Origin of the sequence: Psychromicrobium ferritrahens, from assembly GCF_043789415.1 — a bacterium.
GTDB lineage: Bacteria > Actinomycetota > Actinomycetes > Actinomycetales > Micrococcaceae > Renibacterium.
This window is the reverse complement of record NZ_JBDLLW010000001.1, coordinates 897,378-912,115: the sequence shown is the minus strand read 5'-3', so window position 1 is coordinate 912,115 and position 14,738 is coordinate 897,378. Positions and strand designations below refer to the sequence as shown.

Sequence of the window (14,738 nt, the reverse complement as noted above, 5' to 3'; positions counted from 1 at the left end):
TCAATCACTATAGAACCTAATGGAACATAATATCTCGCAAACTTTCGCTCTGTCTATGGAAATTCACAAGCAGTAGTGCACTTTAAAGGCGTTAGAACCTCTGGTTGCGAGGGGTGCTGCCCAGCACTCAGTCACCGGTAGCGGAACACTGCCGGTGACTGAGTTCCCAGGCTTCAAGACGCCCTGATCTGCGGTTAGATTCGCTGGGTGCGGGCCAGTATGGTCTGGATGATCACCACGATTGCGAGGAAGCCTCCCGAGACCAGAGCTTGGATCGAGGAACTGAGTGAGCCCACCTGATTGATGAAATTCTGGATCACGCCGAGTAGCAGCACACCGGCCGTGGTGCCGATCAGATTCCCTTTTCCGCCGGTCAGCAGAGTGCCTCCGATTACCACTGCCGAGATGATGGTCAGCTCCAAGCCGACCCCCACGGTAGGTACTCCAGAAGAGGAATAGCTCGCATTCAGGGCACCGGCAAAGCCCGCGCAGAGGCCACTGATCAAATAGACGCTGAACTTAGTTCGGTTCACCGGTAAGCCCATCAGACTTGCGGCATTCTCTGAGCCGCCGATCGCCAGCAGGCCCTGAGCGCCGCTCAGCCGGGAGAGCAGAACGCTGCCGATCACGATCAGTGCCACTGCGATGACCACGGTCCAGTGAATTCCGAGAAACCCGCCCTGACCGATCGCGACGAAGGCCGCGTCATCGATCAGAGGCGTATCTTTGCCGCCATTGGTGATCGCCAGAACCACCCCGCGTACCCCCAGCAGACCGGCCAGCGTAACGATGAAAGGAGCCATCCGGGCATAGGCGACGAGGAGGCCTTGTAGAGCGCCGATAGCCCCGCAGACCAGGAGCGGCAGCAGCAGACCGCCGAGCAGGCCGAAAGCACTGCTGCCGTAAGCCGCCAGCACCCCGCCGAGAGCGAAAACTGAGCCGACGGAGAGATCGATTCCGCCGGTCAGGATCACCATGGTCATCCCAGCGGCGATGATCAGCAAGAACGAGGACTGAGTGGCGATATTGGAGAAATTCGTTGCGGTCGGGAAAGCCGGGAAGACGATACTGCCGATCACCAACATGATCGCCAGCACGATGGCGGCCCCGTAGCTCTGCGCGAAACCGGCGAGACGTTCCCTGCCGAACTTTTTCTCCGGCGTCCTCACCGGATCGGCCAGCTCCAGCTGTGTCATCGGACGAAGACCTTTCCGCGTTGAATGTAGACCGCGAGCAAAATAATGACCGCCTGAGCTATTTGCGAATAGGAATCAGGGACATTGTGCTTGATCAAGGTCGCACTGATGATCTGCAGCAAGAGCGCCCCTGCTACGGTACCGACGACCCTGATCTGACCTCCGCTGAGCGGCGTTCCGCCGATCACGACGGCGGTGATCGCGGAGAGCTCGATCAGGTTACCCAGCGTGGAGGGCACCGAGGCGCCAAGCCGGGCGGTGCCGATCAACCCGGCGATCCCGGCCAGCCCGGCGCACAGGATATAGGTGGTCAACAGGACCCTTCGCACCGGCAGCCCGGCACGGCGTGCCGCGACCCGGTTCCCGCCGATCGCCACGAGTTGCTTTCCGAAGGTGGTTTTCCCGACCAGGAAGATGACGAAGACCGTGAGTATCAGGGCGATCAGCACACTGTAGGGGATGCCGAGCAGGGACTCCCTGCCCAGGGCCAGGATTCCTGGATTGGTTACCGGCTGGAGCTGCTCATTGGCCACCAGGAGCGCGATTCCGCGGCCTGCCACCATGAGCGCCAGGGTGGCCACAATGGGTTGCACCCCGATCAGGGCGATCATGGTTCCGTTGATCGCGCCGATCAGGCAGCCGGCGAGCAGCGCGAAAATCGCCGCCGGCAGGGCACCGTAACCGATGTAGAGCGGGATGATCGCCGCAACCAGGGCCATCACTGCGCCAACCGAAAGGTCAATGCCCTCGGCCCCGATCACCAAGGCCATTCCCAGCGCTACGATCAGCACCGGCACCACTTGGACTAATTGGGTGCGGATATTGTCCACCGAGAAGAAGTTCTGAGTGAAGCACAGATTGAACAGCAGAAGCAGCAGGATGGCGAGATAGACGCCGTATTTCTGCAGAAAAGCCAGTGCGTTCAGTCTGACCGGCGAGGCAGAGCGGAGTCGGCTAGTCTGAGTGCTCATCCTGGGTTCCTTCCGGGATCGATGATGAATTGCCAGCCACATTGCCTGCCAGCGCGGTCATTAAGACCGCTTCATCCACTTGTTCGGCGACCAGTTCCGTTTCTATTCGGCCATCTTTGAGCACCAAGATGCGGGCCGAGCCCTCCACTACTTCTTCCAGCTCGGAGGAAACCAGGACAATGGCGAGGCCCTCCTCTGCGAGTTCATCGATCAGCTTCTGCACCTCGGCTTTTGCGCCGACATCGATTCCTCGAGTCGGCTCATCCAGGAGCAGCACCTTCGGGCTCATCGCGAGCCAGCGGGCGATCATCACCTTCTGCTGATTGCCACCGGAGAGTTCGGAGACCACCTGATCCGGGCTGGAGGCCTTGATCTGCAAGCGTTCCATGAAGATCTTCACCACCGCGTCCTGACGGCGTCGCGAGGTGAACCCCCAGCGGGAAAGCCGGGGCAAGGCGGCTAAGACGATATTGTCCCGGACCGAGAGGTAGGGGATGATCCCCTCGATCTTGCGGTCTTCGGGGACCATCACGACGCCGCTTTTGATGGCAGCCGGGATCGATCCGCTGCGCAATGGCTTTCCAGCGACGCTGATCTCTCCCTGATCCAGCGGCATCACTCCGGAGAGTGCTTTGAGGGTCTCGGAGCGTCCCGAGCCGAGCAGGCCACCCAGCCCGAGCACCTCGCCGGGACTGATGCTGAGATTCATATCGCTGATCTGATGCTTCCTGCTCAGTCCTTTGGCTACTAGCACCGGCGGAGCTGCGCTGGCTTCGGTGTTCTTGAAAGACGTGGCACCCTTGCGTTTGACCTGGGCAACGTCCCGTCCCAGCATGAGCGAGATCAGCTCGAGCCGGGAGAGCGCCGATAGCGATCCGGAATGCACTGATTTTCCGTCCCTGAGCACTGCGACGGATTCACAAACCCGGTAGATCTCCTCCATCCGGTGGCTGACATAGACGATGGCGATGCCTTCGGCTCGCAGCGCGGCGATCACCCGGAACAGTGTTTCAACCTCGCGGGCTTCCAGTGAGGACGTCGGCTCGTCCATGATCACCACTCTGGCATTGATGCTCACAGCACGGGCCAAAGCCACCATCTGCTGTGCTCCGAGGGCCAGCGCGCGCAGCGGCTTCCTGACGTCCAGCTGGATGCCGTACTCGTCGAGCAGCGCTGCGGCGTCCTGGTTCATCTTGCGAAAGTCGATCAGCCCCCAGCGGGTTTTCGGCTCTCGACCCAGATAGATATTCTGTGCCACTGACATCAATGGAATCAGGTTGACCTCTTGGTAGATGGTCGAGATTCCTGAACGCTGAGCTTGCAGCGGCTGGCTGAAGGTCACGGTCTCGCCAGCCAACCGCAGCTCCCCTTCATCGGGTTGATAGACCCCGGTCAGCAGCTTGATCAGCGTTGACTTCCCGGCGCCGTTCTCACCCATCAGGGCGAGGCTCTCACCCGCATGCAGGGTGAAGTCAACGGAGTCCAGGGCGGTGACTCCGGCAAACCTTTTGCTGACCTTGACTGCCTGCAAAACGGGCACAGCCGGAGAGCCGCTTGATCCTTGCTGGGTCACGCGCGGGCCTTTCCACTATGTATCTCGATAACGGGAGGAGGGACGATTGTCCGGGGATGCGTGCTGATCCTCAGTAGGCGGAATCGACCTTGCTCGCTGCGTTATCGGGAGTGTATTCAGAGTCCTCAATCACGATCGACTGGCCCACCGGCTCACCGGAGAGGAAACTCTTCAGGGTGGAGAAGGCGAGCGGACCGAAACGTGGATTGGATTCGACGACTCCGTTATACGCCCCGGCCACGATCTGCGATACCGCGTTCTTAGTGCCGTCCACTGAGTAGATCTGAATGTCCTTACCCGGCTGCTTGCCGGCCGCGATGACCGCTGCCTGAGCGCCGAGCCCCATCTCATCGTTTTCTGCGTAGATCGCGCTGATGTTCGGGTTGGCCTGGAGCAATTGCTCGGTCACGGACTGTCCCTTATCGCGGGCGAATTCACCGGTCTGCTGCGCGACGATCTTGATATCAGGGGCTTTTGCGGTGATCTGATCGATGAATCCCTTGGTGCGATCAGTGGTCACGCTATTACCGGAAGAGCCCAGCAGGATCGCCACGTTCCCCTTGCCGCCGGTGCCCGCGATCAACTGATCCGCCGCTCGCTTACCCTGCGAGACGAAATCGGAACCGAGGAAGGATACGTAATCGGAGCACGCCTTGGCGTTGAGCTGACGATCGATGGTGAGCACCGGGATGTTCTTTTCGCGCGCTGTCTTGAGGGCCGGTTCCAGGCCGTTCGAATTGAGCGGAGCGACGATCAGCACCTGGGCGCCCTGAGAGATCAAATCCTGAATATCTGAGATCTGCTTCGACAGGGTGGACTGAGCGTTCGTTTTGATCAGCTTCTTCACCCCGATCTTCGCCGCTTCGTCGGTGATGGACTGGGTCTCCGCGATGCGGAAGGGGTTGTCTTCTTTTTCCGACTGAGAGAATCCGACCACGGCGTCCTTCAAATCGATCTTGGGACCTTTGTAGTCGGAGAGACTGCACGTCGGTCCAGTTGCCGCTTTGACGGACTGAGTGGCCGGTGCCGCATTGGAGCTGCCTCCCGTGGGAGCGCCGGTATTGGTGCACCCGGTGAGGGCAAGCCCTATGGTGGCCAGACCGGCCAGCACTCCAAGTGATAGGCGAGGCGAGAGCTTCATGAGCGAGGACCAACTTCCTTGTCGATTCTGAGCTGAAATCCACAGCTAGGGACTATTCGATCAAAATAGCTCATTTTCGACCAAATACGCAAGAGGTATTTGTTACTAAAGGTTCTTTAACGCTTCTCGGCTCGGTTGGCTATGAGGGCTCGTTGCAGCCGGGAAGTGCCGGAATGCCAGACTCTTCAGCTGACTACAGCGCTGATCGTCCAGGATGTTTGATCGCTCGCCCCGGGGAGGAGCTCTATGAGATCAAGCCCGGAGTTGAAAGCGTCCGGAGGGCAGGTCATCGGCTCAATCGCCAGGCCGCGTCTGCTCTTGAGCGGATCGGGCAGATCTGCGGTATGAATCTGTACCCAGGGGCACTTTGCGTCCCAGCTGACTCTCACGCCGTCGCCATTGCGGTCTTTCACCGTTGCGCTGGGGGCCTTGTCTGCTGGAAATCCGGAGAAAGCGTGATCGATCTCGATGCCGCGCAGTGACTTTGCCGACGCAAAATCGAACAGGGAACCCGGAGCGATCTCAACGATCTCAGTAGGGATCAGCCTGTCCGGGGTGACCAATTGCAGCTGGGCTGCTTCGAATTCCAGCTCCCAGTCGTCGACGACGCCTTCGCCCGCCACCAGATATGGGTGGGATCCGGCGCCGTAGGGCGCGGTCTGATCGGAAATGTTGGTGGTCTCGATCATCACGTCCAAGCCCTGCGGCGTCAGTGAGTACTCAACCGCGATGCTTAGGCGGTAAGGATAGCCCTCCTGAGGGACGAGCACGGTTTCCAAGCGGGTCCGCCCAGCTTCTTGCAGCACCACATCCCAGTCCTGCCAGGCGACCAAGCCGTGCAGCGCATGCCCTCGGCCAGGCTCGCTCAGCGGCAATTGATACTGGTTGCCCTGAAAACTGTAGCGACCATCGATCACCCTATTCGGCCAGGGAGCCAGGATCGCACCGCGATAGACCGGGCGGAGTTCCTCGGCTCGATAGGAAACGATCAGTGGACGATCGGCGAAGCTCAGTGATCTCAGCGACGCCCCCACACTAGCGACGACGGCGTGATACTGCCCCGACCGAAGCTCGATATCAATTCCACTCACCGGAAGAACGCTCACGAGTTACCACCTTTCGCACAGTCGCCCAGGAAGGAGGCAACGGATCAGGCAATAGATTACCGGTTCGGCCGGGTCATAATTCTACTTCTCCGGACACAGGGGAAAACATTCTCAGCTTTCCGCGGTTCTGGCGCAGGCAACGCGCCGGGAAACCGAAGGCAGGCTCCGAGCAGACTTCATATTGTCGGTGGTGCTGGCTAGACTCAACAGAACGTCGGTGAGAGCCGACCAGAAGGCTAGAGAATGCTCGACCGCCCAACGATGACGACGGCGCCGCCTACAGTGAGGGACCATCATGGCACCAGCACACTCCGCAATTACCCCTGAGCCGATGATCGTTTTCGATTCCGTCACTAAACGCTATCAAGCAGGTCAGGGCGGATTAGCAGCCGTTGATCATCTCTCGATGACCATCGACAAGGGTGAGATCACCGTTTTCGTCGGCCCTTCCGGTTGTGGCAAAACCACCTCACTGCGGATGATCAACCGAATGGTCGAGCCTACTGAGGGCCGTATTACGGTTGATGGCCAGGACATCTCGGGAGTGCCGGCTCCGGCCCTCCGCCGCTCAATGGGTTACGTCATGCAGTCCTCAGGGCTGCTGCCGCACCGCACCGTGATCGACAATGTGGCGACCGTGCTAAGGCTCAATAAAGTTCCGAAAGCCAAAGCCGAAGCACGGGCACACGAGTTGCTCGACGTCGTCGGGCTTTCGCAGTCCTTCGCCAAGCGCTACCCCGCCCAGCTCTCCGGTGGTCAGCAGCAGCGCGTCGGCGTGGCAAGAGCCTTGGCCGCCGACCCGCCGGTGCTGTTGATGGACGAACCGTTCAGCGCCGTCGATCCGGTGGTGCGCGCTGAGCTTCAAGAAGAACTGCTGCGGCTACAGCGAGATCTGGCAAAGACCATTGTGTTCGTCACCCACGATATTGATGAAGCGACCATCTTGGGCGATAAAGTAGCCGTCTTCGCGGTCGGCGGACATCTAGCGCAATACGCCACCCCGGAAGAGATCCTGCGGGCTCCGGTGGATGATTTCGTGGCCAGCTTCGTCGGCCGCGACCGAGGCTTCAGGCACCTTTCCTTCAGCGAAGGAACTCAGTTGCAGATCCATCCGGTGGAAACCCTCACCGAAGCGCAGCCAGTCTCGGACTGGACCCTGCTGGTGTCGGCTGAGCGGCACCCGCTGGGCTGGCTTTCACCGAAACGACCGACTGAAGTAGTGGCCGGTGGCTCGCTCTTCCGCGAGGGTGACTCGCTGCGCAGTGCCCTCGATGCGGCGCTCTCCTCTCCCGCTGGCCTCGGCGTCACCATTGACGACGACGGCGTGGTCAGTGGTGTGGTGAAGGCACCGGAGGTGCTTGCGGCCATTGAACAAGCCCGGATAGCTCGCGAGGGTTGAGATGGCCTGGTTCATTGCAAATCTAGGATCGATCCTCGGCAACGCCGGATTGCATCTTTATCAGGCGCTCTTGCCCCTCGTGCTGGGGCTCATCATTGCGATTCCGCTGGCCCAGCTGGCCCGGGTCAGCAACATCGCGCGCGGCATTATCCTGTCGCTGGGATCACTGCTCTACACCATTCCCTCCTTGGCGCTTTTCGTGGTGCTACCGGTCGTGCTGGGCACCCAGATCCTGGACCAGACCAATGTCATCGTGGCCCTGACGATCTACGCGGTGGCGCTCCTGGTGCGCACCACGGTGGACGCGCTGAACTCAGTCGATAACGACGTGAGGCAGGCCGCTGTGGCGCTCGGCTACAAGGCAGTGCCGCGGTTCTTCGCGGTGGATCTGCCGCTTTCAGTCCCGGTGCTTTTCGCCGGTCTGCGCGTGGTCTCGGTGAGTAATATCGCCTTAGTCAGCGTTGGGGCGGTGATCGGGGTGAAGAACCTGGGCTACTACTTCACCGACGGCCTGCAGCGAGATTTCTTGGTGGAGATCCTGGTGGGCATCATCGGCACGCTGGTGCTCGCGGTGCTGATGGACGTCATTCTGGTCTTGCTGCAGCGTCTTCTGACGCCCTGGTTGCGCAGCGTCGCCGGGCCGGAGAAAGCGATACCGGCTGCGGAGCCGGAGACGGCGGTGGTGCACTGATGCTGGCGATGACTGAATACACCACGAACGATCCGATCAGCCAGGGCATTCAATGGCTCGGTGACGCGCAGAACTGGCAGGGCGCCGATGGCATTCCGAGCAGGCTGGTGGAACATCTCGGATACAGTGCTTTGACCTTGGTGATCTCGCTCGCCATCGCCGTGCCGATCGGTCTCTACGTCGGGCACACCGGACACGGCCGGGTGGTGATCGTCTCGATTGCCGGGATGCTGCGGGCCTTGCCGACGCTCGGCATGATCACGCTGTTCGCTTTGCTCTCCACGCTGGGTCTGATGCCCGCGATCTGGGCTCTCGTGCTGCTGGCCATCCCACCGCTGCTCACCGGGGTCTATGCAGGGATCTCCTCGGTGAACCAGGGTATTGTCGATGCCTCCCGGAGCATGGGAATGACCGAGTGGCAGATTCTGTTCCGAGTGGAGGTGCCCAACGGCCTGAAAGTCATGCTCGGCGGGTTCCGTGGCGGGGTGTTGCAAGTACTCGCTACTGTTGCTGTCGTGGCGTATTTGCCGCTCGGAGGCCTCGGCCGGTACCTGATCGACGGATTGAGTGCCAATGATTACGGCCAGGTTTTTGGTGGCGCTGTGCTGATCGCCGTGGTGGCGATCCTCATTGACGGACTCTTAGCTCTGCTGACCCGTTACTCGGTTTCGCCGGGTTTGCGGGTCAGCTCTCAACCCACTGCTCAGAACTCGGGCAATGGGATATCAAAGGCCAGCGGCGGAACAGCCGTTGGTGTACAAGGAGGAACATCATGAAGCTAGCTGGATCGACATTTGCCAGGCGCGCCTTGCTCCCAGCGGGTGCGCTGATGGCAGCTGCCCTCACGCTGACCGGGTGCGGCGGCAATCCTCTCAATAATTCTTCGTCCTCGGCTGCATCCGGCGGAGCTTCCGGCACGGTGACCGTGGGATCCGCCAATTTCCCGGAGAGCCAAGTGATCGCGCAGATTTATGCCGGAGCCCTCGAAGCCGCCGGGGTGACCGTGACACCGAAACTCAATATCGGTTCACGTGAGGCGTATGTCGGCGGCCTCAAGGACGGCTCGATCGACTTGATCCCCGACTACACCGGTAACCTCTTGGGCTACCTGGACAGCAAGAACACCCTTTCGGACAAGGACGAGATCGTCAAGGCACTGCCGGCGAAGCTTTCGCCCCAGGGCCTTGCCGTACTGGATCCGGCTGCTGCCGAGGACAAGGACGCCCTGGTGGTCACCAAAGCAACCGCGGCTAAGTACAACCTCAGCTCCATTGAGGATCTGGCCAAGGTCTGCGACAAGGTTGCCCTGGCCGCGCCTCCGGAGTTCTCCGCCCGTAATTACGGTCTGCCCGGGCTCAAGAGCAAGTACAACTGCGTGCCTTCCAAGTTCCAGCCGATCACCGATGGTGGTGGCCCGCTGACGGTCAAGGCCCTGATCGGAGATCAAGTGCAGGTGGCCGATATCTTCACCACCAGTCCGGCGATTCAGGACAACAACCTGGTGGTGCTGAGCGATCCGAAGAACAACTTCCTGGCTCAGCAGGTGATCCCGCTGTACAAATCCGATAAGCTCTCGGACGCTGCGAAGCAAGCCTTGAACAATGTCTCGAAAGTTCTCACCACCGATGATCTGGTCAATCTGAACCGCCAGATCTCCGGCGATCAGAAGCTCGATCCCAAGGACGCCGCTCAGCAGTGGCTCAAGGACAAAGGCATTGTGAAGTAAGACGAGCTAGAGCACGTGGGGCTTTCGTGCTTTTGCGGCAGCCCCACGAACTTGAAGAGGAAAGGTACGTCGGTCAGGCGCCACTTATTGCGTATTGGCCTGCGTGCCTTTCCTCTTTTTGTTGCTGATCCGGGCGGCTGATGTGCCATTCTTGAGAAATGTCAGATTTCTCGCAATCCTCGAAACTCGCCAGCGTTCGTTATGACATCCGTGGTCCCATCCTGCAACGAGCGCAGCAACTCGAGGCGGAGGGGCATCGGATTCTCAAGCTGAACATCGGCAACCCGGCGCCCTTCGGTTTCGAAGCGCCGGACGCGATTTTGGTGGATATGATTCGGCATCTGCCCACCGCGCAGGGGTACAGCGATTCGCGAGGGATCTTCTCGGCGCGCACCGCCGTCGTGCAGTACTACCAAACCCGGGGCATCGACAATATTCACGTCGATGATGTCTATCTCGGCAACGGAGTCAGCGAGCTGATCCAGATGTCCCTGCAAGCGCTGCTCAATGACGGGGATGAAGTGCTCATTCCCACTCCTGACTATCCGCTGTGGACCGCCTGCGTCAGTCTCTCCGGCGGGAGACCCGTGCACTACCTCTGCGATGAAGAGCAGGATTGGCAGCCCGACCTCGCTGACCTGGAAGCGAAAATCACCCCTCGCACACGGGGCATGGTGATCATCAACCCGAATAATCCCACCGGTGCGGTCTACCCTCAGGCCACCGTGGAGGCGATGGTGGAACTCGCCCGCAAACACGGCCTGGTGATTTTCTCCGACGAGATCTACGAGAAGATCCTCTACGACGATGCCGTGCATTACAACACCGCCCTGGCGGCTCAGGACGATGTGCTGTGTCTGACCTTCAGCGGGCTCTCCAAGGCTTACCGAGTCTGCGGTTATCGTTCAGGCTGGCTGGCCATCTCCGGCCCTAAATCCAAGGCCAGCGACTATCTGGAAGGCATCAATCTGCTCTCCAATATGCGGTTGTGCGCCAATGTTCCTGGTCAGCATGCGATTCAGACGGCGCTCGGCGGCTACCAGAGCATCAACGATCTGATTCTGCCCGGCGGACGCTTGCGCGAGCAGCGGGATACCGCGTATCGCTTGCTCAATCAGATCCCCGGGGTCTCCACCAGGCAGGCCAAGGGAGCGCTCTATCTGTTCCCCAAACTCGATCCGGAGATGTACCCGATCAAAGACGACGAGAAGTTCATTCTCGACCTCCTGCAGGAACAGAAGATCCTGCTTTCGCACGGCAGCGGCTTCAACTGGATCAACACCGATCACTTCCGGCTGGTGACTTTGCCCAGTGTGCCCGATCTGGAAGAAGCGATCGGTCGGATCGGGGAGTTCCTCAGCCATTACAAACCCTGATCGGGCGCGAAGCCGGTCTTTCTAGTACGGTTGTGATGATGTGACCGACGTCTGACGAAGGGGCCGACCATGGCATCCAAACACGGCTTTAAGAAGAGTCCCCGGGATTTGCTGGTGGTCGGGCAGGATTTTCAGCTCGACCGGGTGGAGAGCTCTGCAGCTCCCGGATTCAGCGGGAAAAAGCGTGACGCCGAGCAGCTTTTGGCGGATCGCGCGCGACGGCTTGGGGTGCTTCAGGAACAGCTCTTCGCGGAGAGCAAATTCGGCGCGGAGAAATCCGTGCTGCTCGTCTTGCAAGCCATGGACACCGCGGGCAAGGGCGGCATCGTCTCGCACGTGGTGGGTTCGGTTGACCCGCAGGGGGTGCAATTGCACGCTTTCAAGGCTCCCACCGATGAAGAGAAGAGCCACGACTTCCTCTGGCGAATTCAGAAGGAAGTTCCCCGGCACGGCATGTTGGGGGTTTTTGATCGCTCGCACTACGAGGATGTACTGATCCACCGGGTGCACGGCTGGGCGGATGAGGCAGAACTGACCCGGCGCTATGCGGCTATCAACGACTTCGAGGCAGGCCTGAACGAAGCCGGAACTAAGATCGTCAAGGTCATGCTGCAGATCAGCCCGGAAACTCAGAAAGAGCGGCTCAGCGCCAGGCTCGCTGATCCGATCAAGCACTGGAAATACAGCCCCGGAGATCTCACCGAGCGGGCTTTCTGGCCACAATACATGGAGGCCTATCAGAAGGCCTTCGAACAGACCTCGACCGAGACTGCACCGTGGTACGTGGTTCCCGCGGATAAGAAGTGGTACGCCCGGTTGGCGGTTCAGGAGCTGCTCATCGACGCCTTTGAATCCATGAAGCTCGACTGGCCGAAGGGCGATTTCGATCTCGCGACAGAGAAGAAACGCCTAGCTGCTTCCTAGGCCTCGTTGCTTTCTGGGCCTCGTTGCTTTCTGGGGCCTTTGGCCGGTGGCCTTATGCAGAGTCGCCGCTCTGGGCCCTGGCTTTAGCGGTATCGAGTCGCTGTTGCACGCCATCCAGCCATTGCTCGCAGCGGGACGCCAGAGCTTCGCCGCGTTCCCAGAGTGCAAGCGAATCCTCAAGACTCGCACCACCGGCTTCTAACTGCGCCACGACGGAGACCAGTTCTTCACGGGCCTGTTCATAACTCAGTTCTGCAATATCGTCTTGGTTTGTCATATTCGTTCCGTCTTTCCTCGGCTTTCCGGGTTGGCGGCTGCTACGCCGTCCTTCAACTGCTTAGTTGACTCCGCGCCTAGCATTCCTTGAGCCAGCCGGATCTTCAGGGCCGTGCCGGGTGGGGCATCGGCTGCCGAACGTAGCACCCGACCGTCGTCGAGCTGAACGACAGCGTAGCCCCGGTCCAGGGTCTTCTGCGGTGACAGTGAACGCACCTGGGCCAAAAGGTGTGACAGCGAGTCACGGTGCCGCGTCGTCATCAGGGAGATCGAGCTAAAAGCTCGATCCTGCAGTCGCCTCAGATCCTCCGCCCTGACCGTGATCATGCCATCTGGATTCGCCAGTACCGGGCGGGAGCGGAGCTGGGCTAGCCGCTCGCGTTCCCGATCCGCGAGAAGCTCGATGCCCCGACGGAGCTGGTTCCTCATTCGCTGCACACCGTCCAGCTCTTCCCGCAGATCGGGCACAATTCTCTTGGCAGCATCGGTGGGCGTCGAAGCCCGCAGATCGGCCACCTCATCGAGTAAAGGGCGGTCCGCTTCGTGCCCGATCGCGCTCACCACCGGGGTTTGCGCGGCCGAAACCGCACGCACCAAGGATTCATGGCTGAAACCGAGCAGATCCTCCAGGGAACCGCCGCCGCGAGCGATCACGATCACATCGATTCGCGGATCGGGGTCGAGCTCGGCCAGCGCGCCGATGATCTGGGCGACCGAGTTGACGCCCTGCACCGGGACCTCTCGAACTTCGAACTGCACGGCAGGCCAGCGTAACGCGGCATTGCGCAAGACGTCTTTCATAGCATCTGAATCTCGGCCGGTGATCAACCCGATTCGCTGGGGGAGCAGCGGCAGCTTCTTCTTCCGTTCGGCGGCGAATAGTCCCTCCGCCGCCAGGGCTTGTCGCAATGCCTCGATCCGGGCCAGTAGCTCGCCGAGGCCGACCGCCCGGATGTGCTTGCCCTGCATCGATAACCTGCCGGTTTTCAGCCAAAAATCGGGTTTCAGCTGGGCGACTACACGCGCCCCTTTCTCCAGCGGAACCTCCAGCGAATCCAAGGTTGAACCGAAGAGAGTAACGCTCAGTGAGATTTCCGCATCGATGTCCCGTAAGGTCAGATAACTGACATTAGCCCGGCGATTCAATTCGATGATCTGCCCCTCAACCCAGGCAGCGGGAGCTCGATCGATATGTGCCTTGAGTTTCTCGGAGAGCAATCGAAGCGGCCAGGGCCGGTCTGCGCTGGTTTCGGCGGCGGTTGCGGGAACCGAGCTGGATTCCGGGCTTGCTGCTGACAGCTCCTCGCTCATTGCTGGTTCCACCTCTCTCGGCCGTGATTGAACTCCTGCTGCTCACTACTGGTCGATAACAGCCTACCCAAGCCAACAGACAAACTATGCGAGAATCGTCCAGTCTTCTCTTGGCGGTTGCACAGGACAGCTCGCTAAAGTTGGCTCGAATAACCTACAGGAGACATATGCGCAGCTTCTTCTCTGCCGCTGCCGCGGTAGTGGCCTTGGTCCTGGCGGGAGTCTCGGTCCCGGCTATTTGGGCTGAGCGAACGGTGATCAATCAAGACGGCTTCCTCGCGATGGCCACGCCCCTGGGCAATGATCCCAAGTTCCAAGCCGCCCTGGCCGCAGCGACCGCGAAAACTGCTACTTCTAAGCTGGACGCCGTTCCCGGGCTGGTGACTGCAGCGGCCCCGTTGATTGAAAGCGCGGTGAAAGATCTCGCCAGCGATCCCGAGTATCCGGCGGCCTGGGCAGAGACCTTGCGGCGTAGCCATGAACTGACGCTGGTCAATCCGGCGGCCAATGCAAATGACCAGGGGGTGCTGAATCTTGACGTCGCCCCGCTGTTGCAGCTCGTGCTCAAGAAGGTCGGCAGCAGCCTGGGTCAGCAAGTCCAAAGCCCGGCTCAGGTGTTGATCACTCTGGGCACCAAGAGCCAGCGAGAGGTGCTGGTACATTTGCGAGAACTCGCTCCGCTGGGGGCCTGGGGAGCTATCGGAGCCGGTTTGGCTGCGGCTCTGGCACTCTTGATCGCGCGTCGCAGATCAACCACTCTCGCTCTACTAGGCCTGGGCGGTCTGGTGATTGTCGCGGCCTGGAAGGTGCTGCTCAACCTGGTGTCGCAGAGCGTGCTGAATTCCTCGGGTGGTAATCCGGTCGCGGATCTCTTCAAACAGGAATACGTCGGGGTGGCCGGGGGCAGCTTCGATGTGTGGATCCTGGTCGGAGCCATCGCCGCGGGTGCGCTGCTGTTGATCGGGCTGAGCGGCAGGGTAGCGACTCGCCGACGCTGAGCTCTGAGGGCGAAGATCTGACAAGGGGCTGCGCGGTGAGACCGTTTAGA

At 60.3% G+C, this 14,738-nt stretch carries 14 protein-coding genes; 7 read left to right on the top strand and 7 right to left on the bottom strand.

Translation table 11 applies throughout. From position 1 onward, the window contains the following. Positions 1–194: 194 nt before the first annotated feature. The 5 genes from ABDK06_RS04235 to ABDK06_RS04215 form a co-directional block, all read right to left on the bottom strand. Positions 195–1,196 (bottom strand): ABC transporter permease, encoded by a 1,002-nt coding sequence (locus ABDK06_RS04235; RefSeq protein WP_394939239.1) that lies wholly within the window; start codon positions 1,194–1,196, stop codon positions 195–197. Beyond that, the gene (locus tag ABDK06_RS04230) at positions 1,193–2,167 is read right to left on the bottom strand and encodes an ABC transporter permease (RefSeq protein WP_394939237.1); all 975 of its coding nucleotides are present in this window, start codon (positions 2,165–2,167) and stop codon (positions 1,193–1,195) included. The genes ABDK06_RS04235 and ABDK06_RS04230 overlap by 4 nt, the downstream gene beginning before the upstream one ends. Further along, the gene (locus ABDK06_RS04225; protein ID WP_394939235.1) at positions 2,151–3,740 is read right to left on the bottom strand and encodes a sugar ABC transporter ATP-binding protein; all 1,590 of its coding nucleotides are present in this window, start codon (positions 3,738–3,740) and stop codon (positions 2,151–2,153) included. Before ABDK06_RS04225 ends, ABDK06_RS04230 begins: the two co-directional genes overlap by 17 nt. 70 nt (positions 3,741–3,810) lie before the next feature. Beyond that, positions 3,811–4,881 (bottom strand): ABC transporter substrate-binding protein, encoded by a 1,071-nt coding sequence (locus tag ABDK06_RS04220; protein ID WP_394939233.1) that lies wholly within the window; start codon positions 4,879–4,881, stop codon positions 3,811–3,813. Positions 4,882–5,066: 185 nt separating this feature from the next. Further along, positions 5,067–5,987, bottom strand: coding sequence for an aldose 1-epimerase family protein (locus ABDK06_RS04215; protein WP_394939231.1), 921 nt, complete (start codon positions 5,985–5,987; stop codon positions 5,067–5,069). Positions 5,988–6,318: 331 nt separating this feature from the next. Between ABDK06_RS04215 and ABDK06_RS04210 the strand changes: the two genes are divergently transcribed. The 6 genes from ABDK06_RS04210 to ABDK06_RS04185 all read left to right on the top strand — a co-directional run bounded on the left by ABDK06_RS04210 (position 6,319) and on the right by ABDK06_RS04185 (position 12,103). Further along, on the top strand, positions 6,319–7,386 hold the full coding sequence (locus ABDK06_RS04210) for an ABC transporter ATP-binding protein (RefSeq protein WP_394940794.1): 1,068 nt from the start codon (positions 6,319–6,321) through the stop codon (positions 7,384–7,386). Between the two features lies 1 nt (position 7,387). Then, positions 7,388–8,077 carry an ABC transporter permease gene (locus ABDK06_RS04205; protein WP_394939229.1) on the top strand — a complete coding sequence of 230 codons (690 nt, stop codon included), beginning with the start codon at positions 7,388–7,390 and terminating at the stop codon, positions 8,075–8,077. A gap of 8 nt (positions 8,078–8,085) precedes the next feature. After that, positions 8,086–8,853 (top strand): ABC transporter permease, encoded by a 768-nt coding sequence (locus ABDK06_RS04200; protein WP_394939226.1) that lies wholly within the window; start codon positions 8,086–8,088, stop codon positions 8,851–8,853. Next, the gene (locus ABDK06_RS04195) at positions 8,850–9,803 is read left to right on the top strand and encodes an ABC transporter substrate-binding protein (protein ID WP_394939224.1); all 954 of its coding nucleotides are present in this window, start codon (positions 8,850–8,852) and stop codon (positions 9,801–9,803) included. The genes ABDK06_RS04200 and ABDK06_RS04195 overlap by 4 nt, the downstream gene beginning before the upstream one ends. 158 nt (positions 9,804–9,961) lie before the next feature. Next, entirely contained in the window at positions 9,962–11,179 is a 1,218-nt protein-coding gene (locus ABDK06_RS04190; protein WP_394939222.1) for a pyridoxal phosphate-dependent aminotransferase, read from the top strand. Between the two features lie 69 nt (positions 11,180–11,248). Beyond that, entirely contained in the window at positions 11,249–12,103 is an 855-nt protein-coding gene (locus ABDK06_RS04185) for a polyphosphate kinase 2 family protein (RefSeq protein WP_394939220.1), read from the top strand. 52 nt (positions 12,104–12,155) lie between these two features. Here ABDK06_RS04185 and ABDK06_RS04180 read toward each other — a convergent pair whose 3' ends face one another. Continuing rightward, positions 12,156–12,380, bottom strand: a complete 225-nt coding sequence (locus tag ABDK06_RS04180; RefSeq protein WP_394939218.1) for an exodeoxyribonuclease VII small subunit — start codon at positions 12,378–12,380, stop codon at positions 12,156–12,158. Beyond that, on the bottom strand, positions 12,377–13,690 hold the full coding sequence (gene xseA / locus ABDK06_RS04175) for an exodeoxyribonuclease VII large subunit (RefSeq protein ID WP_394939216.1): 1,314 nt from the start codon (positions 13,688–13,690) through the stop codon (positions 12,377–12,379). Before xseA ends, ABDK06_RS04180 begins: the two co-directional genes overlap by 4 nt. A 167-nt stretch (positions 13,691–13,857) precedes the next feature. Between xseA and ABDK06_RS04170 the strand changes: the two genes are divergently transcribed. Then, positions 13,858–14,688: a hypothetical protein gene (locus ABDK06_RS04170; protein ID WP_394939214.1), complete on the top strand. Its 831-nt coding sequence runs from the start codon at positions 13,858–13,860 to the stop codon at positions 14,686–14,688. The last annotated feature ends 50 nt before the right edge of the window (positions 14,689–14,738 follow it).

Excerpts from the sequence above, each read along its gene's own strand:
- ABDK06_RS04235 (WP_394939239.1), bottom strand. The coding sequence starts at position 1,196 with ATGACACAGCTGGAGCTGGCCGATCCGGTGAGGACGCCGGAGAAAAAG.
- ABDK06_RS04230 (WP_394939237.1), bottom strand. The coding sequence starts at position 2,167 with ATGAGCACTCAGACTAGCCGACTCCGCTCTGCCTCGCCGGTCAGACTG.
- ABDK06_RS04220 (WP_394939233.1), bottom strand. The coding sequence starts at position 4,881 with ATGAAGCTCTCGCCTCGCCTATCACTTGGAGTGCTGGCCGGTCTGGCC.
- ABDK06_RS04210 (WP_394940794.1), top strand. The coding sequence starts at position 6,319 with ATGATCGTTTTCGATTCCGTCACTAAACGCTATCAAGCAGGTCAGGGC.
- ABDK06_RS04205 (WP_394939229.1), top strand. The coding sequence starts at position 7,388 with ATGGCCTGGTTCATTGCAAATCTAGGATCGATCCTCGGCAACGCCGGA.
- ABDK06_RS04200 (WP_394939226.1), top strand. The coding sequence starts at position 8,086 with ATGACTGAATACACCACGAACGATCCGATCAGCCAGGGCATTCAATGG.
- ABDK06_RS04195 (WP_394939224.1), top strand. The coding sequence starts at position 8,850 with ATGAAGCTAGCTGGATCGACATTTGCCAGGCGCGCCTTGCTCCCAGCG.
- ABDK06_RS04190 (WP_394939222.1), top strand. The coding sequence starts at position 9,962 with ATGTCAGATTTCTCGCAATCCTCGAAACTCGCCAGCGTTCGTTATGAC.
- ABDK06_RS04185 (WP_394939220.1), top strand. The coding sequence starts at position 11,249 with ATGGCATCCAAACACGGCTTTAAGAAGAGTCCCCGGGATTTGCTGGTG.
- ABDK06_RS04180 (WP_394939218.1), bottom strand. The coding sequence starts at position 12,380 with ATGACAAACCAAGACGATATTGCAGAACTGAGTTATGAACAGGCCCGT.
- xseA (WP_394939216.1), bottom strand. The coding sequence starts at position 13,690 with ATGAGCGAGGAGCTGTCAGCAGCAAGCCCGGAATCCAGCTCGGTTCCC.
- ABDK06_RS04170 (WP_394939214.1), top strand. The coding sequence starts at position 13,858 with ATGCGCAGCTTCTTCTCTGCCGCTGCCGCGGTAGTGGCCTTGGTCCTG.